At 67.2% G+C, this 20,587-nt stretch carries 22 protein-coding genes and 1 other RNA gene; 16 read left to right on the forward strand and 7 right to left on the reverse strand.

Annotated elements, in window-relative coordinates; all coding sequences use genetic code 11:
• Nucleotides 1-698 (reverse strand): acyl-CoA dehydrogenase family protein (locus A5691_RS07655; protein WP_197499073.1); only part of this gene is annotated, 698 nt, incomplete at its 3' end.
• A gap of 85 nt (nt 699-783) precedes the next feature.
• Entirely contained in the window at nt 784-1,572 is a 789-nt protein-coding gene (gene hisN, locus A5691_RS07660; protein ID WP_067757017.1) for a histidinol-phosphatase, read from the reverse strand.
• 33 nt (nt 1,573-1,605) lie between these two features.
• Between hisN and A5691_RS07665 the strand changes: the two genes are divergently transcribed.
• Nucleotides 1,606-1,935 carry a hypothetical protein gene (locus tag A5691_RS07665; protein WP_067757014.1) on the forward strand — a complete coding sequence of 110 codons (330 nt, stop codon included), beginning with the start codon at nt 1,606-1,608 and terminating at the stop codon, nt 1,933-1,935.
• Between the two features lie 7 nt (nt 1,936-1,942).
• Here A5691_RS07665 and A5691_RS07670 read toward each other — a convergent pair whose 3' ends face one another.
• Together A5691_RS07670 and A5691_RS07675 are read right to left on the reverse strand one after the other, a co-directional pair.
• On the reverse strand, nt 1,943-3,019 hold the full coding sequence (locus A5691_RS07670) for a PPE family protein (protein WP_067782459.1): 1,077 nt from the start codon (nt 3,017-3,019) through the stop codon (nt 1,943-1,945).
• Between the two features lie 88 nt (nt 3,020-3,107).
• The gene (locus tag A5691_RS07675; RefSeq protein WP_068015374.1) at nt 3,108-4,268 is read right to left on the reverse strand and encodes a PPE family protein; all 1,161 of its coding nucleotides are present in this window, start codon (nt 4,266-4,268) and stop codon (nt 3,108-3,110) included.
• Nucleotides 4,269-4,803: 535 nt separating this feature from the next.
• Here A5691_RS07675 and A5691_RS07680 point away from each other — a divergent pair.
• Nucleotides 4,804-5,598 carry a universal stress protein gene (locus tag A5691_RS07680; RefSeq protein WP_067782465.1) on the forward strand — a complete coding sequence of 265 codons (795 nt, stop codon included), beginning with the start codon at nt 4,804-4,806 and terminating at the stop codon, nt 5,596-5,598.
• A 98-nt stretch (nt 5,599-5,696) separates the two neighbouring features.
• On the opposite strand, the gene A5691_RS07685 is transcribed toward A5691_RS07680, so the two are convergent.
• On the reverse strand, nt 5,697-7,064 hold the full coding sequence (locus tag A5691_RS07685; protein ID WP_067757011.1) for an FAD-dependent oxidoreductase: 1,368 nt from the start codon (nt 7,062-7,064) through the stop codon (nt 5,697-5,699).
• Nucleotides 7,065-7,227: 163 nt separating this feature from the next.
• On the opposite strand from A5691_RS07685, the gene prfB reads away from it, so the two are divergent.
• From prfB to A5691_RS28290, 13 genes are all read left to right on the forward strand, one after another.
• Nucleotides 7,228-8,349, forward strand: a complete 1,122-nt coding sequence (gene prfB, locus A5691_RS07690) for a peptide chain release factor 2 (RefSeq protein WP_067757008.1) — start codon at nt 7,228-7,230, stop codon at nt 8,347-8,349.
• Nucleotides 8,339-9,334: a mechanosensitive ion channel family protein gene (locus A5691_RS07695; protein ID WP_067757005.1), complete on the forward strand. Its 996-nt coding sequence runs from the start codon at nt 8,339-8,341 to the stop codon at nt 9,332-9,334. Before prfB ends, A5691_RS07695 begins: the two co-directional genes overlap by 11 nt.
• Nucleotides 9,331-9,810: a hypothetical protein gene (locus tag A5691_RS07700; protein ID WP_068015377.1), complete on the forward strand. Its 480-nt coding sequence runs from the start codon at nt 9,331-9,333 to the stop codon at nt 9,808-9,810. The genes A5691_RS07695 and A5691_RS07700 overlap by 4 nt, the downstream gene beginning before the upstream one ends.
• 43 nt (nt 9,811-9,853) lie before the next feature.
• On the forward strand, nt 9,854-10,543 hold the full coding sequence (gene ftsE, locus A5691_RS07705) for a cell division ATP-binding protein FtsE (RefSeq protein WP_067756999.1): 690 nt from the start codon (nt 9,854-9,856) through the stop codon (nt 10,541-10,543).
• Entirely contained in the window at nt 10,544-11,437 is an 894-nt protein-coding gene (gene ftsX, locus A5691_RS07710; RefSeq protein WP_067756996.1) for a permease-like cell division protein FtsX, read from the forward strand.
• A 2-nt stretch (nt 11,438-11,439) separates the two neighbouring features.
• Entirely contained in the window at nt 11,440-11,949 is a 510-nt protein-coding gene (gene smpB / locus A5691_RS07715) for an SsrA-binding protein SmpB (RefSeq protein WP_067756993.1), read from the forward strand.
• Nucleotides 11,950-12,041: 92 nt separating this feature from the next.
• Nucleotides 12,042-12,791 carry an EamA family transporter gene (locus A5691_RS07720; RefSeq protein WP_197499075.1) on the forward strand — a complete coding sequence of 250 codons (750 nt, stop codon included), beginning with the start codon at nt 12,042-12,044 and terminating at the stop codon, nt 12,789-12,791.
• A 54-nt stretch (nt 12,792-12,845) separates the two neighbouring features.
• Entirely contained in the window at nt 12,846-14,090 is a 1,245-nt protein-coding gene (locus A5691_RS07725) for an AAA family ATPase (protein WP_231980955.1), read from the forward strand.
• A 6-nt stretch (nt 14,091-14,096) separates the two neighbouring features.
• Nucleotides 14,097-15,131, forward strand: coding sequence for a tetratricopeptide repeat protein (locus tag A5691_RS07730; RefSeq protein WP_068015383.1), 1,035 nt, complete (start codon nt 14,097-14,099; stop codon nt 15,129-15,131).
• 18 nt (nt 15,132-15,149) lie between these two features.
• Nucleotides 15,150-15,995, forward strand: a complete 846-nt coding sequence (locus A5691_RS07735; protein ID WP_067756980.1) for a maleylpyruvate isomerase family mycothiol-dependent enzyme — start codon at nt 15,150-15,152, stop codon at nt 15,993-15,995.
• Between the two features lie 90 nt (nt 15,996-16,085).
• Nucleotides 16,086-16,453, forward strand: a transfer-messenger RNA (tmRNA) gene (ssrA, locus tag A5691_RS07740).
• Between the two features lie 87 nt (nt 16,454-16,540).
• Nucleotides 16,541-17,728: an aldose epimerase family protein gene (locus A5691_RS07745; protein ID WP_067756975.1), complete on the forward strand. Its 1,188-nt coding sequence runs from the start codon at nt 16,541-16,543 to the stop codon at nt 17,726-17,728.
• A 378-nt stretch (nt 17,729-18,106) separates the two neighbouring features.
• Nucleotides 18,107-18,358 carry a hypothetical protein gene (locus A5691_RS28290; RefSeq protein ID WP_067782477.1) on the forward strand — a complete coding sequence of 84 codons (252 nt, stop codon included), beginning with the start codon at nt 18,107-18,109 and terminating at the stop codon, nt 18,356-18,358.
• Here A5691_RS28290 and A5691_RS07755 read toward each other — a convergent pair.
• Together A5691_RS07755 and A5691_RS07760 are read right to left on the reverse strand one after the other, a co-directional pair.
• Nucleotides 18,355-19,116 (reverse strand): C39 family peptidase, encoded by a 762-nt coding sequence (locus A5691_RS07755; RefSeq protein WP_067756967.1) that lies wholly within the window; start codon nt 19,114-19,116, stop codon nt 18,355-18,357. The two genes, A5691_RS28290 and A5691_RS07755, sit on opposite strands and share 4 nt — an antisense overlap.
• A gap of 92 nt (nt 19,117-19,208) precedes the next feature.
• Complete coding sequence (locus tag A5691_RS07760; protein WP_231972854.1) at nt 19,209-19,952, reverse strand: N-acetylmuramoyl-L-alanine amidase; 744 nt, start codon at nt 19,950-19,952, stop codon at nt 19,209-19,211.
• 121 nt (nt 19,953-20,073) lie between these two features.
• On the opposite strand from A5691_RS07760, the gene A5691_RS07765 reads away from it, so the two are divergent.
• Nucleotides 20,074-20,544: a CAP domain-containing protein gene (locus tag A5691_RS07765; protein ID WP_197499074.1), complete on the forward strand. Its 471-nt coding sequence runs from the start codon at nt 20,074-20,076 to the stop codon at nt 20,542-20,544.
• Nucleotides 20,545-20,587: the final 43 nt, after the last annotated feature.

Here is a 20,587-nt window from a genome sequence, read left to right on the forward strand (position 1 = left end):
GCGATGGCGACGCAGGCCTGCGGAACGTTCTCGCCCGCGAACTCGTGCAGATACGTGGCCTGCTGGTCCGCGCTGCCCCAGTGCGTGAGCGCCGCGGCCACACCGCCCGGGGCCAGAATCGGCAGCGCGAGACCCATGTCGCCGTAGGCGAGCGCCTCGGCCACCAGCACGTTGGTCACGCTTGACCGGTGGGCGGCGATGCCCTCGAAGTCCTCGGGGATGTTGATCGCGGTGATGCCCAGCTCGGCGGCCTTGGCGATCAGGTCGGCCGGGTAGGTCGCCGCCTCGTCGGCGCCGGGCGCCGCGGGCCGCAACACCTCGTCGGCGAATTCGGTAAGCGTCTCGACGATCATCTGCTGTTCGTCGTCGGGCGTCAGGTCGAAGTAGTCCTTGCCGCTCGACTTGAGCCGGGTCGGCCCGCCGCGCAGATTCTGCACCCGCCTGAACTGCCGGGAGGCGGCCGCCGCGGTGGAGAAGACGGTCTTCGTGCCGTACTGCAGGCCCCGGTTGACCGGATCGCGCAGACGGTATTTGTCCAGGAATTCCTGGCCCATGAGCGGGGTGAGCAGCGCGATGGCGATGTCGACGCCCGTGCGCTTGTGGTGTTGCAGCCCTACCGCGCTCTGCTGGTCTTTCCGCTTGCGACCGGAGCGGGCGGACTTGGAAGTCTTTGTGGAACCGGAACCTGTGTCGGTCATGTCGGCAGCCTGTGGTTAGTCGGGGCAGTGCGAACAAGGCTATCTTACTCCGGAGTAAGATCACAGAGAACACTTGTTAACTAATTCACAGACCGCCGGCGTCGAGGGCGCGAAGCACGAGTTCGTGCAGCGGCCCGTTGGTCGCCACGGCGCTGCCGCGGTGCGGACCCGCGACGCCGTCGAGTCCGGTCATCGTTCCGCCCGCTTCGCGCACGAGGACGTCGAGGGCAGCGAGGTCCCACACCGACACCTCGGGTTCGGCGGCGATGTCGACGGCCCCCTCGGCCACCAGGCAATAGGACAGGAAGTCGCCGAACGCGCGCACCCGCCAGACCGCGTCGGTGAGCCCGATGAAGCGGTCCCGCAGACCGCGCTCGGCCCAGCCGGACAGGCTGGAGAACGACAGGCTGGCCGAGTCGAGTTGCGCCACAGCGGAAACCGATAGCGGCCGCGGGGGCGCGCCGTCGACCGTGACGAACGCGCCGAGGCCGCGAGCCGCCCACCACCGGCGTTGCAGCGCCGGCGCGCTCACGACGCCGACCGTCGGCACACCGTCTTCGAGCAATGCGATCAAACTGGCCCACACCGGCACGCCGCGCACGAAGTTCTTGGTGCCGTCGATGGGATCGATGATCCACTGCCGCCCGGTGAAAACGGCGGTGCCGCCGAACTCCTCGCCGAGAATGCTGTCCTGTGGCCGTTCGCTCCCTAGCGTCTCGCGGAGTTCGGTTTCCACCGAGCGGTCGGCGTCGGTAACCGGGGTCAGGTCGGGCTTGGTGTCGACGCGCAGGTCCAGCGCGCCGAAGCGGGCGGAAGTCAGCGCGTCCGCGCGGTCGGCCAGCGCGAGCGCCAGCGTCAGATCGTCCCGGCTCATGACGCAGTCCTATCACGGCCCTACGATGGCGGGGTGTGGGAATTCGGAGTCCTGATCCTGCTGCTGGGCGTCTTGGCGGTCGCACTTGCTCAGCGGTTCCTCCCCCGCGGCCCACGTGGAGACCTCTTGAACGGCACGCTGCTGGTGACCGGGGTGAGCCCGCGGCCGGACGCGACCGGCGAGCAATTCGTCACCATCGCCGGGGTCATCAACGGGCCGACGGTCAGCGAGCACGCGGTGTATCAGCGCATGGCCGTCGACGTCGAGCAGTGGCCGACCATGGGCCAGTTGTTTCCGGTGGTGTATTCGCCGAAGAATCCGGACAACTGGAAGTTCGCGCCGTCCGAGCCGCCCCCGGTCTAGCGATCCATCAGCCGGCCGCCGGCGGGCGGGCCATCACCGAGATGCGGACGCCATAACGCGGTACGACCAGCGCGGCCCGCGAGACTCTGCCCCCTGGAATTCCGGGCACCCCGGGCGTGCCGGATCCGGTTCGGGCCAGCGCCTCGGTCGTCGGCAGCGCGGATGGCCCGCCGCCCGGAAGTCCCCCGACGGGGCTGCCCGTCGCGGCCGTCCAGCCGGCGGGCACCGACATCGCCCCGATCCGCCCGGCGCGGGCCAACACGGCATGGACGTTCCCCACACCCGATCCCGGCCCCCCGAGCGCGGGCTGCGTGGGCGCCGCGGCCGGGACGGCCGCGAGGTTCGGCAGGATTCCCAAGTTCTTGTCCGCCTGGATGATTCCGGCGGGAAACCCCTCGGCGTTGAAAAGGGCGTTGAACGTGGTCTGGACAGCCTGGATGCTGTCGAGGATTCGGAAGAGTCCCGAGGTCGAGCCCGGCGCCGCGGAGGCCACCGCCTGAGACCCCGAGTTCGTGCTGGCGTGTGCGACGGCCTGCTGCTGGTCCGCGATCCCGGCCGCATCGGTGGCCGCCCGCGGGGAGAGGAACGGCGAAAGCTGCGCCGCGGCAGCCGAACCCGCCGAATAGGCGTACATCGCGGACGCGTCCTGGGCCCAATACTCGGCGTACTCGGTTTCGGTGGCCGCGATCGCGGCGGTGTTCTGGCCGAAGAAGTTCGTCGCGATCAACTGCGCCAATCGGCTGCGGTTGGCGGCGATCGCGGGCGGGGGCACCGTCATGGCATGGGCGAGTTCGTAAGCCGCCGCCGCGGCCCGGGCCCGCATCGCGGCCTGCCGTGCACGCTCGGCGGTGGTATGCAGCCACGCCACGTAGGGCGCTGCGCCGGCTGCCATCGCCCGGGATGCCGGTCCGTGCCAATGCAACCCCGTCAGCCCCGACAGCACCGATTCGTACACCGCGGCCGTGACGGTCAACTCCGCCGACAGCGAGTCCCACCCTCCCGCGGCGGCCAGCAGCGGGCCGGAACCGGGGCCGGCGTACATCCGGCCGGAGTTCACCTCTGGTGGGAGAATGCCGAAATCCATTGTCCTACAGCCCTATGAGCGCGCACCACGAAGCCGCATGCGTCGAGCGGTTCGTTCCCTGGCCGGCCGTTGGCGGATCGACCGCATGTCACCCGGCGGCCGGCGGCCGCGGTATCACGTTGAGCCGTATCCCGTAGCGGGGCGGCGCACCCACGCCGACGGCTCGCGAGTTGCCGGCGCCCGGCATGCCCGGATAGCCGGGGTATCCGGACGACACCGGCTCCTCGGTGCCCGGCAGCGTGGTGAACCCGGCGGGTGATAACGGCGAGATATGGGTGCTCGTGGGCGCGGACCAGCTGGCCGGCACGGACATCGGCCCGATCGACCCGGCGTGCGACAGCGTTGCGGTGACGTTGCCCAAGCCCCCGCCCAAGCCCGCGGCCGCGCCGCGAAGTGCGGGCGCCGCGACCGCGGGTGCGAGATTGGCCGCGGCCGCCCCCGGCTTGGCCAGGATGCCCAGATTGTTCTCGGCGCCAATGATTCCGGATACGAATTGCTCCATGTTGTAGGGAGCACTGAAGCCGACGCCCGTTCCCTGAATCGCGTCGAGGAGCCGGAAGGCGCCGTTGTTGTTCGCGGCCGCTTGCTGAATGGGTGCGGCCGCCGGATTCGGACTCAGCAACGTCTGCGCCGATTGCGGTGAGAGCGACTGCTTGACGGCATTGGACGCGGCGGCCTTCATGCCGGCCGCGGTCACGGCGGCATGCTGGGCGCTGACCCCGGACTCCGCGGTGGATTTGTTCGCGCTGGCGAACTTCGGCAGCTGCATCGCCGCCGAAGAGGACGCGGCGTAGCCGGTCATGGCTGCGGTGTCCTGGGCCCAGAAATCGGCGTATTGCGCCTCGACGGCCGCGATGGCCGCGGTGTTCTGGCCCACGATGTTGGTCGCCACCAGCGATGCCAGCAGGGTGCGGTTGGCCGCGATCACCGGCGGCGGCACCGTCATCGTGTACGCCTGCTCGTAAGCCGCCGCCGCGGTTCGCGCCTGCATGGCTGTCTGTTGTGTCTGCTCGGCGGTCGCCTGCAACCACGCCAGGTAGCGGGCGGCCGCGAACGCCATCGCGTCGGCAGCGGAGCCCCGCCATTGCAGGCCGAGACTCGACAGCACCGCCTCGTAAGACGCGGCGGTGGAGGTCAGTTCGGCCGACAGCGCATCCCAACTTCCCGCGGCGGCCAACAGCGATCCCGGCCCCGGGCCGGTGTACATCCGGGCAGAGTTGACCTCTGGCGGAAGAAAAGCCCAATCCATAGTGTCCATCCCTCAAGTGCGTTGTGGGCAAGAATGATTAGCGACGGTCTTTGGCCGCTCGTGCCGGTCGGCGGGCAGGCGAAGCCCTCCCCGGCGAACGGACGAGAGGCGGCCCGGGCGGAATCGCTCCACGGCTGGCTACCGGGCAGCGTGGCGGTTATCGAGTTGGCGGACCGTGCGCACAGGGCATCGCGAGAAACCTTCGATGTTCGGGCACTTCAAAGGTCGCAGGTGCGGACCACACGTGCGGGGTTTTGCTGATTTCGCGGAGCCGGCCACCCTTAATTCAGACTCCGTTTGCCGAGCGTTTACCTTACGTTAACCAGTCCCAGTCTTATCAAACGCCTGACAAATAGCGAAAGCCGCTGAACCGCTTGATAACTGGCGTGGCCTGCGGTCCGCCGCCGCCGGTACCCAGGGGCCGAATGGCACATATTCGGGGACCAATGCCTCTGTGGGAGAGGGGTTCCCGGTCATAGCGTCGTCACCGAGCGACCGGAAAGTGCCCGCCCACAGCTGAGCGAAGGAGCCCTCGATGAGCACCAGCTATCCCGCTCCGGCGATCGTCGTGGGTGTGGACGGATCGAGTGGGGCGGTGCAGGCGGCCCTGTGGGCGATCGACGAGGCAGTCAGCCGGGACATCCCGATGCGATTGGTTTACGTCGTCGATCCACGGGACGCGCCGACCGCGGCCGCCAGCGAGGCGCGCCTCGCCGCCGCACGCACGGCGCTGGCCGACGCCCACCGGGCAGTGGAGGCCACCGGCACGCAGGTGAAGATCGAAGCCGACATCCTTTATGGCAGGCCACTCACCAAGTTGATGGAGGAGGCGAGGTCGGCGGCCATGATCTGCATCGGTTCGATCGGGCTCAACCACGCCCGCCACGGCGGAACGTCCGTCGCGAGCGCCCTGGCCGGCTCGGCCCGGTGCCCGGTGGCCGTCATCCATCAGCCGGCCCGCCGCTCGGCGGCGCCGAAGGTCGGGAGCGTCCTCGCCGAAGTCGACAACGGCATGGTGCTGCGGCACGCTTTCGAGGAGGCGAGGCTGCGCCGAGCCACGCTGCACGCGCTCTGGGTATACGGCGAGGACTCGCACGACGCCGGCGACGGAATGCGTTCGGCCCAAGCACGATTGAGCCGGCGGCTCGCGCGGTGGACGCGACTGTATCCCGACGTCCGGGCGGAATCCGCGATCGTGCGCGGCAGTGTGGAGCAGTACCTGCACGCCAACCCCGAAGCGGGCCAGTTGCTGGTCACCGACTCCCACACCGCCGCCGACGTCTGCAACGTGGGGCATTCGGTGCTGGCGATACGGTGCAGCAACCTGTGACGGCGGATCTGATCGACCGCGCCGACGTGGTGGCGCTCTTGCGTCGTTTTCATGGACGGGCGCTGGACGACGGGCCGCCGGCAACCGTCGCCCGGTGATCAGCCGTGGCTGATCCGCAGCAGCTCGGCCAGGTTGGGCAGCTTGACGCGCGGGCGCCCGTGCGGCTCCCCGGCGGCGCGCTCATGACGGTCGATGACCTCCCAGTGCGCGGAGGTGACCAGTTTGGGCTGGCGTGAGGCCAGCCAGTCGGCCAGCTGGTCGGCGTGGTCGTCGGGGAAGTCCGGCAGACCGGATTCCTTCGCGCGGTCCAGATCGGCGATCAGCGTGTCGACGGTGTCCTGGGAGTCCTTCTTATTGGTGCCGATGACACCGGTCGGCCCGCGCTTGATCCATCCGGCGACGTATTCGTTGCGGCTGCCCTCCACCCGGCCCGCGGCGTTGGGGATGGTCGCGGTCTTCTCGTCGAACGGCAGACCGGGGGTGGGCATACCTCGGTACCCGACCGACCGCACCACCAGTTGAACCGGCAGCTCCTCGCGCTCGCCGGTGTCCTTGGCGGATACCCGGCCGCTGTCGTCGTTGACCAATTCGTTGCGCCCGAGCACGATGCTCTCCACCTTGCCGTCGCCCTTGATCTCGATCGGCGAAGTCATGAACCGGAACACGATCCGGCGATGGCCGGGCCGTGGCGCCCGCGTGGCGTAGTCGCGCAACGCCTTGATGTTCAGCTTCGTCGTCTTGTCCGCGGCGGCCTCGTCGTCGGCGGTGATGCCCTCGAGCTGCGCCGGATCGACGATCACGTCGACGCCTTCCAGATCGGCCAGCTCGCGCAACTCCAGCGTGGTGAACGCGGTCTGCAGCGGCCCGCGCCGCCCGATGATCACCACTTCCTCCACGCCACACGGCCGCAGCGACTCCAGGGCGTGGTCGGCGATGTCGGTGCGTGCGAGCACGTCGGGATCGGTCACCAGGATGCGGGCGACGTCGAGGGCGACGTTGCCGTTGCCGACGACCACGGCCCGGGCGCCCGACAGGTCGGGGCCGGGTTCTTGGAAGTGTGGGTGCGCGTTGTACCAGCCGACGAATTCCACCGCGGCCATGCTGCCGGGCAGGTCCTCGCCGGGAATCTTCAACGACCGGTCGGATTGCGCGCCGATGGCGTAGATCACCGCGTCGTAGCGTTCGGACAGTTCGTCGGGCTGCACGTGCTCGCCGACCACCACATTGCCGAAAAATCTGAAGCGGGGATCTTCGGCGGTCTTTTCGAACTGCCTGCTGATCGACTTGATCTTCGGGTGGTCGGGCGCGACGCCCGAGCGCACCAGCCCCCACGGGGTCGGCAGCATCTCCAGCATGTCGACGGCCACCTCGATGTCTTCGGCCGCGTCCGCCGCTTTGAGCAGGGAGGACGCGGCGAAGAACCCGGACGGTCCGGAGCCGACGATGGCAACGTGGTATGGACGCATACTCGACCTTCTATTCGTGCCCGGTTAGCGCGCGGGGGGCTGGCGGCGCGCGGCGCGGGGTGCACATGACCGTGACTCGATGCTAAACGCATGACCGCTGGTCGTGGCCCGGGCACTCGCCGGGAGCCGGGGCGCTCGGAGCGTCCCGGTAACGTTGTCCGCTGTGGAACCCGACCGTCAAGCCGACATCGCCGCCCTTGACTCCACCCTGACCACGGTGGAGCGGGTGCTCGATGTGGACGGTCTGCGCAGCCGGATCGAGAAGCTCGAACACGAGGCGTCCGATCCCCAATTGTGGGATGACCAGGCCAACGCGCAGCGGGTGACCAGCCAGTTGTCCCACGCCCAGGGGGAACTGCGTCGCATCGAAGAGCTGAGGCAACGGCTCGATGATCTGCCGGTGCTCTACGAGCTGGCGGCCGAAGAAGCGGAGGGCGCCGCCAGCAAAACAGAAGCGCTCGCCGAGGCGGACGCCGAGCTGAAGGCGCTGAGGGCCGATATAGAAGCCACCGAGGTGCGCACGCTGCTCTCGGGGGAGTACGACGAGCGGGAGGCGCTGGTCACCATCCGGTCGGGCGCCGGCGGGGTGGACGCGGCCGACTGGGCCGAGATGCTGATGCGGATGTACATCCGGTGGGCCGAGCAGCACAAGTACCCCGTCGAAGTGTTCGACACGTCCTACGCCGAGGAGGCGGGCATCAAGAGCGCGACGTTCGCCGTGCACGCCCCGTTCGCCTACGGCACGTTGTCGGTCGAGCAGGGTACCCATCGATTGGTCAGGATCAGCCCCTTTGACAACCAGAATCGACGCCAGACGTCGTTCGCGGAGGTCGAGGTGCTTCCCGTGGTGGACACCACCGATCACATCGACATCCCGGAAGGCGATGTGCGCGTTGATGTTTACCGCTCCAGCGGGCCCGGCGGCCAATCCGTGAACACCACCGACTCGGCCGTTCGTCTAACCCACATCCCAACGGGTATCGTCGTGACTTGCCAGAACGAAAAATCGCAATTGCAGAACAAGGTCTCGGCGATGCGAGTGCTTCAGGCAAAGTTGTTGGAGCGCAAGCGTTCCGAAGAACGCGCAGAACTCGACGCGTTGAAAGGTGAAGGCGGCAGTTCGTGGGGCAATCAGATGCGCTCCTACGTTCTGCATCCCTATCAGATGGTCAAGGATCTGCGGACCGAGTACGAGGTCGGCAATCCGGCGGCCGTCCTGGACGGAGACATCGACGGGTTCCTGGAAGCGGGAATCCGGTGGCGCAACCGAAAAGATGACGACTAACACAACTCTTCTTGCCTCGACCGCCCTGACAAGGGCGCTGGGCTGGCACGAATTTTGGCGCGGCGACATCGGGCAGTGGATCATCACCCGCGGTCTGAGGATCGTGATGGTGCTGATCGTGGCGGTGCTGGCGGCCCGGTTCGTCAACTGGGTGGCGCAGCAGATCACCCGTCAGCTCAACCTGGGTTTCGCCGAAAGCGACGCGCTGGTGCGCTCGGAGGCGACCAAGCACCGCCAGGCGATGGCTTCGGTGATCTCCTGGGTGTCGGTGGTCCTGATCAGCATCTGGGTGATCATGCAGATCGCCGACGTGCTGCAGTTCTCCGTGGGGGGACTGGTCGCGCCGGCCACCGTGGTCGGCGCCGCCCTGGGTTTCGGGGCGCAGCAGCTGGTCAGGGACCTGTTGTCGGGGTTCTTCATCTTGGCGGAGCGCCAGTACGGCTTCGGGGACCTGGTCACCCTCACCGTCGTCTCCTCGACGGAGGCCAGCGGCACCGTCGAGAACGTGACGCTTCGGGTGACCCGCCTGCGCTCAGCGGACGGCGAGGTGTTGACCATCCCCAACGGACAGATCGTCAAGGTGGTCAACCTGTCCAAGGACTGGGCGCGCGCGGTGGTCGACATCCCGGTGTCCACCAGCGCCGACCTGAACCGGGTCAACGAGGTCTTGCACCAGGAATGCGACCGCGCGATGGAAAACCCGCTATTGGGCGAGTTGCTGTTGGACGCGCCCACCGTCATGGGTGTGGAGAGCATCGAAGTCGACACCGTCACCCTGCGTCTGGTGGCCCGCACGCTGCCCGGCAAGCAGTTCGAGGCCGGCCGACAGCTGCGTGTCCTGGTCATACGGGCGCTGGCCCGCGTCGGCATCATGACCGCGGCGGACGCGAAGGTCGGGCTGGTGGAAGACCCGTCCGTCCCGGTGGCCCAGGCGGCCGAGGAGCGAATCGACGACGACGTCCAAGGTGCGGTGCAGAAGCGTTGAAATTCACCCTGAGCATCTTCGAGAAGCGCAGCGAAGACTCGGACGCGGATCATCGCTGGCCGAAATACATGTTCGGCGGGCGGCTCCGCACCTCGACCCTCGTGCTGATCATCGCCTTCTTCGCCGCGTGGTGGGTCTACGACACCTACCGCCCGGAACCGGCGCCCAAGCCACCCGCGCAGCAGGTGGTGCCGCCCGGTTTCGTCCCCGACCCGAACTACACCTGGGTGCCGCGCAGTCGCGTGCAGCAGCCGCCGCCGACCGTCACCTACACGCCGACCCCGACGAGCACGCCGCCGCCGCCACCGCCGCCCGTGACGACGACCACCACCACGCCGCCACCGGCGCTGCCGCAGCTGCCGTGCCTGCTGCCGCCGCCCTTCTGCCCGCCCACCGCCAGCAGCCCCGCATCGCCGCCTCAGCTACCGCAGCCGGGGCCCGGCCCGGCGCCCAGTTCGCCACCGCCGGCCAGTTGACTTGGCTTGCCAGCGAAATTCACGGCTACACTGGCGTGCCGTGATGATCACCCTTGACCATGTCAGCAAGAAGTACAAAGCGTCGGCCCGTCCGGCGTTAGAGGACGTGAACGTCAAAATCGACAAGGGTGAGTTCGTCTTCCTGATCGGCCCGTCGGGTTCCGGTAAGTCGACGTTCATGCGGCTGCTGCTCGGCGAGGAGAACCCCACCTCCGGCGACATCCGGGTGTCGAAGTTCCACGTCAACAAGCTGCGCGGTCGTCACATTCCGAAGCTGCGCCAGGTGATCGGAACCGTGTTCCAGGACTTCCGCCTGCTGCAGCAGAAGACCGTCTACGAGAACGTCGCCTTCGCGCTGGAGGTGATCGGCCGGCGGGCCGACGCCATCAACCGGGTGGTGCCCGAGGTGCTCGAAACGGTCGGCCTGTCCGGCAAAGCGAACCGGCTGCCCCACGAGTTGTCCGGCGGCGAGCAGCAACGCGTGGCGATCGCGCGCGCGTACGTCAACCGGCCCCTGGTTCTGCTGGCCGACGAGCCGACTGGCAATCTCGACCCAGACACCAGTAAGGACATCATGGATTTGTTGGAGCGGATCAACCGCACGGGGACGACGGTGTTGATGGCGACGCACGACCACCACATCGTCGACTCGATGCGTCAGCGCGTCGTGGAGTTGTCTCTGGGGCGGCTGGTTCGCGACGAGCAGCGCGGCATCTATGGGATGGACCGCTAAGTGCGCTTTGGCTTCCTGTTCAACGAGGTCCTGACCGGGCTCCGTCGCAACGTCACGATGACGGCGGCGATGATCCTCACCACGGCCATCTCGATCGGCCTGTTCGGTGGCGGTCTGCTGGTGGTGCGGTTGGCCGACAACTCGCGGGAGATCTATCTCGACCGCGTGGAGACGCAGGTGTTCCTCACCGACGACATCTCCGCCAACGACGCGACATGCGGGTCCGGCCCGTGTAAAGCGCTGCGGGACAAGATCGATGCGCGCCAAGACGTCAAATCGGTGCGTTTCGTCAACCGGCAGGACGCCTACAACGACGCGATCAAGAAGTTCCCGGAGTTCAAGGACGTGGCGGGCAAGGAGTCGTTTCCCGCGTCGTTCATCGTCAAGCTGAACAACCCCGAACAGCACGCGGAGTTCGACGCCGCGATGCAGGGCCAGCCGGGCGTGCGCAGCATCCTCAACGAAAAAGATTTGATAGATAGGCTATTCGCCGTCCTGGACGGTTTGCGCGACGCCGCGTTCGCCGTCGCCCTGGTGCAGGCCATCGGGGCGATCCTGCTGATTGCCAACATGGTCCAGGTCGCCGCGCACACGCGGCGCACGGAGATCCAGATCATGCGGTTGGTCGGGGCCAGCCGCTGGTACACCCAGCTGCCGTTCCTGGTGGAGGCGATGCTGGCCGCGGCCATCGGTGTCGCCATCGCGATCGTCGGCCTGGTTCTGGTGCGAGCGTGGTTCCTGGACAACGCGCTGAGCCAGTTCTACCAAGCGCATTTGATCGCCAAGGTCGACTACGCCGACATCCTCTACATCTCGCCGTGGCTGTTCCTGCTCGGCGTGTCGATCGCCGGGCTGACCTCCTACGCGACGTTGCGCCTCTACATCCGGCGGTAGCTGTGGCGAAAGATCCCGGCCGGGCCAGGGCGGCGGGCGGCAAGCGTGGCAGCAAACAGATCATCGCCACCAATCGCAAAGCGCGGCACAACTATTCGATCCTCGAGGAGTTCGAGGCCGGAGTGTCTTTACAGGGCACCGAGGTGAAGAGTCTGCGCGAGGGACACGCGTCCCTGGCCGACGCGTTCGCAACCGTCGACGACGGCGAAGTGTGGTTGCGCAACTTGTACATTCCCGAGTATCAGCACGGTAGCTGGACCAACCATGAGCCACGTCGAAACCGAAAGTTGTTGTTACATAGGCAACAAATCGACCGTCTGGTCGGAAAGATACGAGATGGTAACCTCGCCCTCGTGCCGATGTCTCTGTATTTCTCCGAAGGAAAGGTCAAGGTCGAGCTCGCGTTAGCGCGCGGCAAGCGAGCGCACGACAAACGTCAGGACATGGCCCGCCGCGATGCCCAGCGCGAAGTGGTCCGTGAATTGGGTCGCCGAGCCAAGGGCATGAGCTGATCGGGGCCGCTTACGCGCAGCTGTCGGCCGTTACTTACGGCGTCAGCGATTTCGTGGGCGGTGTAGCCGCTCGCCGGGTCGCCGCGCTGCGCGTGATGCTGGTGGTCTATCCGATCGAGACGTTCTTGCTGGGCGCGCTGGCCCTGGCGGTGGGCGGGCCGATCTCGTGGGGCGCCGTTTTCTGGGGTTGCCTCTACGGCGTCGGAATGGCGGTCGGCATGTGGGCCTTCTTTGCCGCGCTGGGCGCCGGGCCGATCTCTGTCGTCTCGCCGCTGGCGGCGGTGCTGAACGCGGCCGTCCCGGTCGCGGTCGGAGTGGCGCTGGGGGAGCGGCCGGGGCCAGGCGCTTCGGTGGGCTTCGTGCTGGCGTTGGTCGCGGTCATGCTGGTGAGCCGGGAAGCGACCGCACAGGGCGTCACCCCGTATCGATTCACCCCGAAGGTGGCGTGGCTCACGCTGCTGGCCGGTTCGGCGATGGGACTGAACCTGGTCTTTCTGCACCAGGCGCCCCACGCGTGCAAACTGTGGCCGCTGGTCTTCGCCCGGCTCGCGGCCACCGTGGTGATCTTCGTGATGGCCGCGGCCAGTGACAACCTGCGGGCGCCGCGCGGGAAGCCGTTGAAGCTGGCGTTGGCCGTGGCCGTGCTGGACATCTGCGCCAACGTGACCATGCTGCTGGCGTTGCACACCTGGTTGCTCTCGCTGGCCAGCATCCTGATCTCGCTCTACCCGGCGGCCACGGTCGTGCTGGCGATGGTCGTGCTGCGCGAGCGGCTCACGCGGTGGCAGGGGTTCGGCATGGTGATGGCCATGGGCTCCGTCGCCATGATCGCCGCCAGCTGACGGCGCTGCCCCCTTAGTATTGGGCTGCCAGCACTCATACGCGGGGAGATGACGGTGGGGGCATCCGATACCGAGGACCCGGTCATCCGGGAGTTGTCGGGCGCGGTGCAACGCAGCCCCGACGTGATCGAGCTGAGGCTGCATCTCGCCAATTTGCTCGCGGACAAGGGGCGGTACGCCGAGGCGCTGAGTCACTGCAGTACGGCGCTGACCCAGCAACCGGGCAACGCCCAGGCACTGAGCCTGCTGCAGCGGTGCACCGCGGCACTGGGGGCATCGTCCGAGGGTCCGCCGTCGCCGGGAGAGCCACCCGCCGGCCAGGAGGGGTTCGACTGGTCGAGCGCCGAACGCGAGGTCGCCGACATCATCGAGCCCGCGTTCGTCGAGCGCCCCCCGGACGCCGTCAACGAGGACGACTTCGACGTCGTGCAGCGCGTCCGCGTCCGGCTCGACGACGTCGCCGGCATGGAGGACGTCAAACGGCAGCTGGACCTTTCGCTGCTCGGCCCGATCAAGAATCCCGAGCTGATGAAGGCGTACAAGGTGACCGCGCGCGGCGGGCTGCTGCTGTACGGCCCACCGGGCTGCGGCAAGACGTTCATTGCCAAAGCCATTTCGGGCGAGCTGGGTGCGAACTTCTATCAAGTTGGCATCGCCGACGTTCTGCACCAGTGGTTCGGTAACAGCGAGCGCAGCATCCGCGCCGTCTTCGACACCGCCCGGCGCAACGCGCCCTGCGTGCTGTTCTTCGACGAGGTGGACGCGTTGGGTCATCGGCGCTCGGCCCTGAGCGGCAGCTCGGGGATGCGGCCGGTGGTGAACACGCTGCTGGAGGAGATGGATTCGGCGGGGTCGATCAACGACGGTGTGTACGTGCTGGGCGCCACCAACGCGCCCTGGGATGTCGACCCGGCGCTGAGGCGGCCGGGCCGATTCGACCGGATGATTTTCGTCGGCCTGCCCGACGTCGGCGCCCGAGCGGGCATCGTGCGATCGCACCTGCAGGACCGGCCGGTCTCCGGTATCGACCTCAAGACGATCGCCAACCGCACCGAAAGCTTCTCCGGCGCCGACCTGGCCTACGTGTGCGAGATCGCGACGCAGCTTGCGATGGCGGATTCGATGCGCAGCGGCCAGGTGCGGCCGGTGCTGATGGCCGATATCGACAACGCGCTCGCTCAGATCCGGCCCAGCACCGGCCCCTGGTTCGAGACGGCGCGCAATGTCGTCGAATTCGCCAACGGTGACGGCACGTACGACGAGTTGGCGAAGTACCTGCGCCGCAGGAAGTTTCGGTGACCACCGGTGACGTCGGACCCCGGCGTTCGAGCCGACAGCGCCCTGCAGGTCGCCCGCGCGTATTACGCGACCAGGAATTACCAGCGGACACGAGATGTCACCCACGCTGCGTTGTCGCAAAATCCCAACGACCCTGACCTGCTGGCCCTGCACGCCGCGGCCGATCACGCACTCAAAAACCATGGGCCCGCAGCCAACAGCGCATATGCAGCGTTGTCGGTCGCGCCGCAACACGAATTCGCGATGCGGGTCTACGCGTTGGCGCTCGAGGGTCTCGGCCGCAACTATGACGCGATGTGGATGGCGTGGCGGGGGGTGGTCGCCCATCCGAACCAGGCAGCCCAATACCGCCTGTACGCGGCTCTGCTGCTGAGGTCGCGACAAATGGCGACGGCCCTGTACGTCATCGATAGGGCGCTGCAGCTCGAACCCAACGATGTCGATGCGCTGAACTTGCGGGGCGCGATCCTGCATCGGCTCGGGCGGCGTTCCGAATCCGTCGCCTCCTATCGGCAAGCGTTGCAGTTGGATCCCGGCAACGCCGAGGCGCTCAACGATCTGGCCATTCACCGATTGGATGGGAACAAGTTTGGTCGCGCCCTGCGTGGGTTTCTCGAGGCCGCGGGAAGCGACCCGGAACTGGCGGACCTGGCTCGCCGAAACATCGGGGTGGTGCTGCGAAAGGTGCTCGCTGGCGTCACCGTCGGGGCCGGTGTGCTGAGCGTGTTGCTCGCCATCACCGCGGGGGCTTACAACGACGGGCGTCCGACCGCGGTGGCGCGAGTGGCCGTGGGGTTGCTCACCGCGGCCATGATCGCCGTGCTGTGGTGGCTAGTGCGTGCGATTCCGCGCGGCGTGCTGCTGTCCGTGTTGCGCAAGCAGCGATTCTCCGCCGCCCGCGCCATCCACGCGCTGGTCGCCATCGCGGCGGGGGCGTGGGTCACCGTCTACCCCGGACCCCCGGCGATGATCGCCGTCGGCGGACTGCTGGCCGTGGGCGCCCTGGTCATTATTCGGATCGGGCTCTTGATCGGGAAATGATCGGCCTACTATCCGACCATGGCCGATCGCCCTGTCACCAAGCTCGACAAGTCCGAAGTGCTCGCGGGTCTGTTCGCGGTGTGGGACGACATCACCGCCCTGCTGGACGGGTTGCCGGAGGCGGAGTGGGAGGCGGCCAGCCCGCTGCCCGGTTGGGACGTCAAGGCGTTGGTGGCGCACATGATCGGCACCGAGTCGTTCCTCGCCGGCGTCCCCGCGCCGCAACCCGACATCGACGTCTCGACGCTCGAGCATGTTCGCAACGACATCGGCGCGATGAACGAGTGCTGGGTGCGCTACCTGAGCGCGGAGCCCGGCGGCGACGTGCTCAAACGGTTCAAGGACATCACCGACGACCGGCGCGCGGCGCTGACGGACATGTCCGCCGAGGACTGGGACGCCGTGACGGTGACGCCGGTGGGCCCGGAGAGCTACGGGCGATTCATGCGCGTCCGGGTGTTCGACTGCTGGATGCACGAGCAGGACATCCGCGAGGCGCTGCGCTGGCCGTCGTCCGATGAGCAGCTCGCCAGTCCCGCGGCTGAACTGTCCCTGGACGAGATCGCCGCCACCATGGGCTACGTGGTGGGCAAGCGGGCCAAGGCGCCCGAGGGCTCGCGGGTCCTGTTCGAGCTGACCGGGCCGCTGTCCCGCAACATCCGCGTCAGCGTCGATGGGCGGGCCCGGTTGGTCGATGACTTCGGCGGCCAGGAGCCGACGGTGGCGATCCGGCTGGACGGCCTGCAGTTCACCCGGCTGGCCGGCGGCCGGCCCATGTGCCGCGCCCGGGCGCAATCCGTCGACCTCGGCGGTGACGAGGACGTGGCCGCCCAGGTCGTCGAGCACCTGAATTTCGTGATCTGATCGCAGCGCGGACCGGGAAGATACGTTCGTTGCCGCGCGTTGATCACGGCGTACTATTGATTGTCCTGCCGAAAATCGGCGGGGATGCGAGGGGCTGAACGGTTTCGACTTCGCGCATCGAATCAAGGGAAGCGTGCCGGTGCAGGCAAGAGACCACCGTAAGCGTCGTTGCAACCAATTAAGCGCCGATTCACATCAGCGCGACTACGCTCTCGCTGCCTAAGCGACAGCTAGTCCGTCAGACCGGGAAAGCCCTCGACCCGGAGCCTGGCGTCAGCTAGAGGGATCAACCGATGAGTTCGGTCGCGGGGCTCATCGGGACACCAACAGCGACTGGGATCGTCATCCTGGCTTGTTCGCGTGACCAGGAGATCCGAGTAGAGGCATAGCGAACTGCGCACGGAGAAGTCTTGAGGGAATGCCGTAGGACCCGGGTTCGATTCCCGGCAGCTCCACCAAATGGATCGCCGCTTGGCGGTCCTTTCGTTTGACTGGACAGAACGCTTCGCCCGGTTACTCCGAATGGACGAAGGCGAGGGGCGCCCATGCGCGGTAAGCGACCGTTTCAGCTGATCTCCGTCCTCGCTGTCGCGGGCTTGGCCGCCTGTGTCAATACGACGACAAACACCGCCACGGACCGCGGCAACGCACCCGCAGGGCCGCCGTCGATAACCAGCGAGCCGTTCGGTCAGGTGGGTGAGGCGCCCGTGCGCCGCTATACGCTCACCAGCGGACACGGCATGCGCGTGCGAATCCTGACCTACGGCGGCATCATTCAGTCGATCGAGGTCCCCGATCGCACCGGACTCATCGGCAATGTGGTGTTGGGTTTTCCGACCCTGGACGGTTACCTGAACAACACCGGATCCGCCAAGACCTATTTCGGCGCGCTCGTCGGCCGCTACGGCAACCGGATCGCCAAGGCGGCATTCTCGTTGAACGGCAACGAGTATCACCTGCCGATCAACAACAACGGCAACAGCCTGCACGGTGGCACCGCGGGCTTCGATACCAAGGTGTGGCAGGCAAGCCGGCGCGACGGCGGCGACAGCGTTGGCCTGGAACTCCAATATGTCAGTCCCGCAGGCGAAATGGGGTACCCCGGGACGCTGACGGTCACCGTCACCTACACCCTGAACCGGCAGAACGAACTACGCATCGACTACCACGCGACCACCGATGCGCCGACCGTGATCAACCTGACCAATCACAGCTACTTCAACCTGGCGGGCGAGGACACGCGCGACGTGTACGACCAGAAGGTCACCATCCATGCCGACAACTACACGCCGACCGACGCCACACAGATCCCGACGGGCCAGATCGTCCCGGTGAAGGGCACGCCGTTCGATTTCACCTCACCGACCGCGATCGGAGCGCGTATCACCGCGAACGACCCACAGCTGCTGATGGCGCACGGCTACGACCACAACTGGGTGATCAACCGGGGCGACAAAGCAGGCCTGGTGGAAGCGGCCAGGGCGGAGGATGCGCAGACAGGGCGCACGCTGACCGTCTCCACGACCGAGCCCGGGGTGCAGTTCTACACCTCCAACTTCCTTGACGGTGCGTTCACCGGCACCAGCGGGCATATCTACCGGCAGGGTGCGGGATTCACGATGGAGACCCAGCACTTCCCTGATTCGCCGAACCACCCGAACTTTCCGACGACCACGCTCAACCCCGGCCAGACCTACGATTCGACGACTGTTTTCGCCTTCGGCACGCAATGAGCCGTGGGGCCGGCGCCCGTATCTGCGGTGAGACTGGCTCGATTCTCGAACACCTCCACAGAGAATGTCCTGCTCACGGCGGTAATTTGCGTTGCGCCAGGGGTGAGCGGCTTTAATCGTGATGAACTCTCGCAGCTATAACGAGGAGCTTTTCATGACCTATCGCCGCCTTGCCTTGGTACTGGGCGCGGTGGCGGCGGCGGCCGCCGTCATTCCCGTCGCGGCCCACGGTGCGCCGCCGACGAAGTGCCTGACCAACACCCAGACGGGCAAGCAGGTCTACGTGCCTTGCGATCTGCTCAACGCCGGCGCCAATTTCCCGCCGGGGCAGCGCTGCCCACCGCCCATCGAGCAGTACCCGAAGGATGTGGCGGACTGGTGCGGCGAAGGTCCCGGCCTGGCGAGTACCACGCCCACGACTCCCACGAGTCCGACGACTCCGACAACGCCTACGACTCCGACAACGCCCACGACTCCGACAACGCCCACGACGACGAGCTCCGGGCGGCCCACGAGTTCCACCAGCCCGACGAGCCGCGCGACCCCGACCACGACCGCGACGGCTCCCATCACCGCGCCGAACGCCATGAAAACGGCGGGCCCGGGCGATACACAGTGACGAATCCCTAGCCGGGCGGCGCGGTCACGACGATCGATTCCTGTCCGATCTTCCAGGCCGTCATGAACGTGCCGATGCTGACCTTGGTGTTGGCGTGATCGGCGTAGGGGTCGTTGAGGTGGACGACATCCTTGACGGTGTCGATGCCGGTGACCACCAGCAAATGATCGGCCGACGTGCGCTGGTCGTTGGAGTTCAAGATGGTTCCGGAGTTGACCCACGCGATGACCTTGCGGTTCGCGCCCAGGTACTGCTCCAGCGACGACAGGCCCACCTCTTCGGGGTGCTTGTCATAGGTCATGTGCGACTTGATGCCGTAGTGCTCGAGCAGCACCACCGTGTCGGCCATGTCGATGCCACCGTTCGGGCCGTCGTGAGCCGGGTCGCCGGTGGGGGCGTAAATGGGGCCGTCGCGGATCGACGAGGGCGTGTGCTGTGCCAGCTTGATGATCTGTTGCTCGGTCGGGGAGTGCCCGGTGACCTCCCCAACCACGTCCGCCACCGAAGCCAGCCCGCAGTTGTCCTCATACGACTGCTGCTGCCAGAACTCGGCGGCGGCGTCCGGGTCGCCGTACACGCCGCTGGCAATCGCTCGGGTGCTGGGCGGGCTGGCCTGCGTCCGGCCGCCGTCGACGGTAGCTGAGGTAGCGGTTGCGCGTATCGACGGTGACGCCCCACTGCACGCCGATAGGGTCGATATGCTGGCCATACCGATGCAGGCGGCCGCCAGGGCCGCGGGCGCCGCGGCCACGATCCGAGAGTCGAACATGTTGCCTCGCAAAGGCCGGTCGAACTACCGATTGGTCAGCAACGTAGCATCCCTAGCAAACCCGCGCAGCGCAATTGAAGCGCCGACGAACCTCAGTTCCCCGCTTCGATCGCCGCGACTCTTGCCGCCGCGTCGGGTCCGCAGAACCGCTGCAGGTCCACCCCGCCCGCGGCCAGCAGATCGTCGATGCGGTGTTTCAGGTCGCCCGAAGTCAGGTGCGCATACAGGTTGGCGCCCGGGCACGACGTCGACGCCAGGTCCCGATGGCCCGCCAATGTGGTGGTCGCGACGCGAAACGTCTGGGCGGCCCACGCGAATGCCCGAGCCGCTCCCAGGAGCTGCGCCTCGGGGACCGCCTCTTGATCGAAGTCGCCCTCGCAGAGGACGAGGAAATGGCCCGTCGTGTCGTAATCCGTCGCCGTGTCGCCCGCGAGCTCGGTGCTCCGCAATTCGTAGATGTTGCCGTTGCGGTCGACGCCGACGTGGTAGGCGATGTCGATCCATCCGTGCTGATCCTGGTGGTAGCGCTGGTCCTGGCGCAGGTGGTTGGGGGCGTTGCGGTTGTCACCGAGGGCCACGGCCTCGTGGTGCAGGGTCATCCGGGTGATGGTGTGACGCCTGCCCCCGGGGCGGGCCGGCCGGGCGCCCCAGGCGTCCCGGCACAGCAACAGGGCCGAACTCCCAGCGGTCAGGCGGACGTCTGCCGTCGACGTCGGACCCGTCGGTGTGGTCTTCGAGCGCGGCCCGACCACGGCCGCCGCCCCGAGGCCGCCGGCCAGTCCCAGCATCTGGCGGCGGCTGACAACGGCCGGCCGGCTTGACGCGGGCTCACACACGCCTCACCACGATACGGGGGTCGACGTCGCGAAACGGACCGATCGCGGGGACCTCCCATGGTCACGAGACGGTAACGCTTGCTTCCCGCGGCCCGAAATACACGGTGTGGCAAGAGGCAACATGACGAGGAAAGTCAAGGTTGTCGCAGTGTTCTCGCTCGGCGCCTTGGTCGCAACGGCTCCCGGGACCGTTGACATCGCCGCCCGCGCAGACGCATCAGGGTGGGCGTTGTACAGCGGCGTGAACCGGCTTCGCCAATCCTGCGGGCCGATCGGCCAGGACCCACGCCTGACCGATGCGGCGCAGCGGCACGCCAACGACATGCTTACCAACGGGGTCAACGGCCACATCGGCTCGGACGGCTCTTCACCGCAGACGCGCATCACGGATGCGGGCTACCGCACCCCCTACAGCGGTGAGGTCGTCTTCTGGGGTACCGGGTCCGCCGCGAACATCAACCAAGCGCTCGACCTGTGGATGCAAAGCCCGCCGCACCGGGCGATCATTTTGAACTGCGCTTACACCGCGGCCGGCTTCGCCACCGCCTCGGACGGCAACAAGATGACGGTCGTCGGCGACTTCGCCGCCTGAAATGCGCGCCGTGCTGCGCGTCAATGCCTGAGAGTTGTTGGTT

Source organism: Mycobacterium sp. E183 (assembly GCF_001667735.1).
GTDB lineage: Bacteria > Actinomycetota > Actinomycetes > Mycobacteriales > Mycobacteriaceae > Mycobacterium.